Source organism: Hymenobacter latericoloratus, assembly GCF_014199535.1.
GTDB classification, from domain to species: Bacteria; Bacteroidota; Bacteroidia; order Cytophagales; family Hymenobacteraceae; genus Hymenobacter; species Hymenobacter latericoloratus.
In genome coordinates this window covers 1-4,398 of the sequence record NZ_JACHNV010000021.1, presented here as the reverse complement: position 1 = coordinate 4,398, position 4,398 = coordinate 1, and the positions used below count along the sequence as shown (strand labels likewise).

Below are 4,398 nucleotides of genomic sequence, written 5' to 3'. Positions count from 1 at the left end.
TGGCCCTGCAGAACAAGAAAATCCAGCTGGTCACGGACCTGATTACCACCGACGAGGCCATCATCAAGAGCCTGACCAAGGAGGATATCGAGGAGCTGTTGGGGTAGGAAAAAGCCAAGCACTTATCAAATGCTTGGCTTATCAAACAATGCCATGTCACAATACCCGTATGAGTGGCCTATTATAGCTCCTTGAAAAGATGGTTGTTTGTGCACGATCTACTCACAAACAATCCATCATGTTTAAACTTTACAGACCATTACTACTTGCTGCCGTAACTGCTTTAAGCGGCACTCTTACCTCTTGCAAACAGTAGGATATCGAACAGCCTAAACCAGTTAAGGCTCCTGTCCGAAAGAAGGAGTTATCGGCGGAGGAAAAAGCGAAAGCAACGCGTTATCAACAAGCTGCTCTCCTCTTATTAAAGATTACTTATGATGACAAACAAATGCTCACTGCGTTGAGTAAAGAGTTGGAAGTTGATAAGTACCAGCATGAGCAGATTGGATTTCAGGAGCTTTTTGATGCTTCAAAAGTTGCTCAGAGGGGCCAAAGCAGCTTATTGAGTAGCTTTAAGTCCAAGTTTGAAAAAGTATTTTCTACTAACGATTACCCACACGCAGCTGAGTTTGCAGCCAAATCCGGAACAGCTGCGCGTGGCATCAGTCAGGTCACTGAGCTTGAAGCGGCCCTTATCCAAGAGGGAGTGAATGTTTATTTTCCTTATTCAGGGGATTTTGGAATTGTAGATAACCCCACTGTTACGTACGCTCCGTTAGATAATACAACAGAGTCTACAGGTTACTACTACGCTGACACGAATAACGACGGCATAGAGGAAGTAGTGGAAGTCACAGTAGATGAAAACTATGTGCAGAAGCACCCGACTTTCATTGTGCAGCCTTTGGACGAAAAGGAATCATCCGCCACTACGGAAACGGGTAGCTCGCATGTTGTATTAGGCACTCAAGGAAAAAAGGATACTATTAATCAGGTTTTTATTGGCTATGTACAGGTGACGGAGCAACGCGACGATCTTTTTGGTGATGGCGCTGGTAATTCAGGAGGTTCAGAAATGAGGTTCGTTCGTCCTAAAGGCTTTTTAAGCATTGATGCGAATGGTCAGGTTGACCTCACTAAAGAGGATCCTGCTATTGTCAGTGTTGACTTGAGTCGGAAAACCATTCGGGATAAAAATCGCACCTATCAGTATATTACTTTTGATTCTAACTGGGAGCGAACGGAGAAGACCCAATACTTTGTGGTGTACGAGTACGATAATACTGCTGAGCGTACCAAAACAACCAAGTCAACTTTCGAAGCCAACATTGGAGTTACTCTACCAGGCAAAAGTGGAGGACCAAGTGGGACAGTTGGTACCAAAACTACACGGGAGTTAACTGAAGAAATCAAGTACAAAACTAAAGAGGAGCTTATCTGGCAGCAGGACTTCTCGCGTCCTACTTTCTTTTTTTTTAAATACCCAGGATCAGTACGCCGACTGGCGAGACGGCTTTCCTTTCTGGAGAGCTCAAAGCTGGATGAAATTTACTATGCCACGTCGGCAGCTCATCTACGAGCAATAGTTAAGTAGCTCTGTCGCCCGGCGTCATCATCAACGCCGGGCGGTTAGTATCTCGCCCCTACACATTATGGTAAAGATTGTACCTCTGCTTGGGCTGATTTGTCTGCCATACGCTGGTATTGCCCAACGTACGGCATGGTCGGCAGGCGTTTTGGGCTCCTACGGTCACTATAAATTCAACCCGGCCGAACGGCAGTTTGGTCAGTACCAACTGCACATTTACGGAGTTGAGCCCCTGGATATGTGGCGGTTCGGGGTGTTTGCCCGCACGTCATTAGGCAAGCCCACTAGCCCGTGGTTCGTGCAGGCAGAACTGGACCGCTCCGGGCGTAATGCCCACGCGCAGCTTGAAAACCTGACGCCGGCCGGCAATAGCCTGGACTTCACCATTTCCAGCCCTGGCGCCAGGATTCGCCGCTACGACCTGGCCGTTTTACTGGGGGTCCGGCCCCTACGCTCCTCCGTACGATTATTGGCGGGGCCGGTAGTCAGCTATATGTCCCGGCGGGAGTTGCTACGCGACAATTATACCTGGGACAGCCGAGGCCCGTTCACGCCCTACCGTCGGATTGAAGAAGCCTTCTACCGGGGTTTTAACCGGGTTACGGTGGGCTACCAGGTGGGGGTAGGAGTCGAGTTCTGGCGGGTATCCCTGGACCTGAGACGAGAAAACAACCTTACGCCGGTGGTGGGCCAGGTCCGGTACGAGGGCGCGACGTACCGCGCCAACCTGACCGGCAACTTATGGATGCTGACGCTGGGGGCGCGGGTATGGGAAAAGGGGCCAACTGACAAGAAAGAAGCAAATTAAGTTATACACCAAGTTTATCACCCAGAACACGGTAGAAGAAAAGATTCTGGCCCTGCAGAACAAGAAAATCCAGCTGGTCACGGACCTGATTACCACCGACGAGGCCATCATCAAGAGCCTGACCAAGGAGGATATCGAGGAGCTGTTGGGGTAGAGAAAACCTATCTAGTACGGGATCAGCTATGATTGGATACGCTCAGGCTTTTCGTCAATGTCACAAACGAAGGCAAAACGTCCGCCCGAATATGACTTTTATAGTGTATATACAGCTGTAAAGACTATGTACTTTATGTATTATCTATGAATTGTCTAATGCATGTGTCACAAAAATGATGAGGACTGCCTGTTTTACTCTTCAGTGAGTAGTGATGTTTGTGAATATTAAATTCACAAACATCCTTATTCATGTTCAAACCCTACAAGCCCTTGTCACTTATCGCGGTTGCGCTAGGTAGTACACTCGCTTCGTGCGAACGCCAAGAAGACGAGCAACCTCAACCCCAAGAGAATGGCGTCAAGAAAACACTATCGATCGAAGAACAGGCAAAAGCCGACCGGTACAAACAAGGAGCGCTCATCCTGCTTCAGATTTTGCATGATGATAAGCAGATGCTCAAAGCCCTGAGCCGCGAAGTAGAAATCGATATACATCAACACGAACAGATTTCGTTTAAAGAGCTTTTTGGCAGTTCTCAAGCGTCTCCCAAAGCTCAGGACAACCCGCTAGGAGATTTCAAGGCTAAGTTTGAACAGGCTCTGATCAGTAATAGCTATCCGCAAGCGCAACAAATTAAGTCTCAACCGCAAATGGCTACTGGTGGGACGAGTTTAGGAGATGCCCTGGTACAAGACGGACGATATTTACTTTCCGTACTCAGAGGATTTCCAGGAGGTAGAAAACCCAACCATCACGTACGCACCATTAAACAGCACGGAGGAATCTACTGGATTCTATTACGCTGACACAAATGGAGATGGCGTAGAAGAAGTAGTTGAAGTTACGGTAGATGAGAACTACGTGCAAAAGCACCCTACCTTCATCGTACAACCGCTGGATGAGACGGAAGGCAATAATACAACGGAGGTTGTACAGGGTACGCTCGGTACTCAGGGCGTGAAAGACACTATCAATCAGATTCATATCGGCTACGTGCAACTCACGAAACAGCTGGATGATTTATTTGGGGATGGCGCGGGCAATTCAGGTGGCTCCGAACTCAAGTTTGTCCGCCCCAAAGGCTTTCTATCAATAGACGCAAGTGGACAGGTAGATTTGAATAAAGAACCCCCGGCTATCGTTGGTGTTGACTTGAGTCGTGCCACCATCCGGGACAAGAACCGCACCTACCAGTACATCACGTTCGACTCTAATTGGGAGCGCACGGAGAAAACTCAGTATTTCGTTGTGTACGAGTATGATAATGCTACGGAGCGCACCAAAACAACTAAATCCACATTTGAAGTAGCCACGGGAGTCACCCTGCCGGGTAAAAATGGTGGCCCAAGCGGTACGGTTAGTTCTAAAACAACCCGAGAATTAACGGAGGAAATTAAATATAAAACCAAGAACGAGATTATGTGGCAGCAGGACTTTTCCCGTTCCACTTTCTTTTACCTGAATTCTATCGACCAGTATGGTGGATGGCGCGACGGCTTTCCTTTTTGGAAAGCACGGGATTACTTGTGCTTTACTATTCCGCGTCGTGAACTTATTATCGAGCGGTAACCAAGCCTTAGTAAGTTAAAAAACCCGCTTCGTGTTCACGTGTGGCACGGGGCGGGTTATACTTTCTTCTTTCCTGATGAAAAAGATTTTCCTACTTACGAGTCTTCTGCTCTTGTCTGTTGCCAGCCAGGCCCAGCGCCCGGCTTGGTCGGTAGGCGTACTCGGTTCCTACGGCCACTACAAATTCAACCCGGCCGAACGGCAGTTTGGTCAGTACCTGTTACATATCTACGGCATAGAGGCGCTGGATATGTGGCGGCTGGGCGTATTTGCCCG

The 4,398-nt window shown here is 48.3% G+C and carries 5 protein-coding genes; all 5 read left to right on the top strand.

Annotated features, from left to right (window positions below; genetic code table 11):
* Window positions 1-448: 448 nt before the first annotated feature.
* On the top strand, window positions 449-1,594 hold the full coding sequence (locus GGU46_RS21815) for a hypothetical protein (RefSeq protein WP_183405628.1): 1,146 nt from the start codon (window positions 449-451) through the stop codon (window positions 1,592-1,594).
* Between the two features lie 58 nt (window positions 1,595-1,652).
* Window positions 1,653-2,396, top strand: a complete 744-nt coding sequence (locus tag GGU46_RS21810) for a porin family protein (protein WP_183405627.1) — start codon at window positions 1,653-1,655, stop codon at window positions 2,394-2,396.
* A 405-nt stretch (window positions 2,397-2,801) separates the two neighbouring features.
* On the top strand, window positions 2,802-3,359 hold the full coding sequence (locus GGU46_RS21805; protein ID WP_183405626.1) for a hypothetical protein: 558 nt from the start codon (window positions 2,802-2,804) through the stop codon (window positions 3,357-3,359).
* Between the two features lie 55 nt (window positions 3,360-3,414).
* Complete coding sequence (locus GGU46_RS21800) at window positions 3,415-4,122, top strand: hypothetical protein (protein WP_183405625.1); 708 nt, start codon at window positions 3,415-3,417, stop codon at window positions 4,120-4,122.
* 76 nt (window positions 4,123-4,198) lie between these two features.
* Window positions 4,199-4,398, top strand: a 200-nt coding sequence (locus tag GGU46_RS21795; RefSeq protein WP_183405624.1) for a hypothetical protein, incomplete at its 3' end; no start/stop codon positions are given.

Excerpts from the sequence above, each read along its gene's own strand:
- GGU46_RS21815 (WP_183405628.1), top strand. The coding sequence starts at position 449 with ATGCTCACTGCGTTGAGTAAAGAGTTGGAAGTTGATAAGTACCAGCAT.
- GGU46_RS21805 (WP_183405626.1), top strand. The coding sequence starts at position 2,802 with ATGTTCAAACCCTACAAGCCCTTGTCACTTATCGCGGTTGCGCTAGGT.
- GGU46_RS21810 (WP_183405627.1), top strand. The coding sequence starts at position 1,653 with ATGGTAAAGATTGTACCTCTGCTTGGGCTGATTTGTCTGCCATACGCT.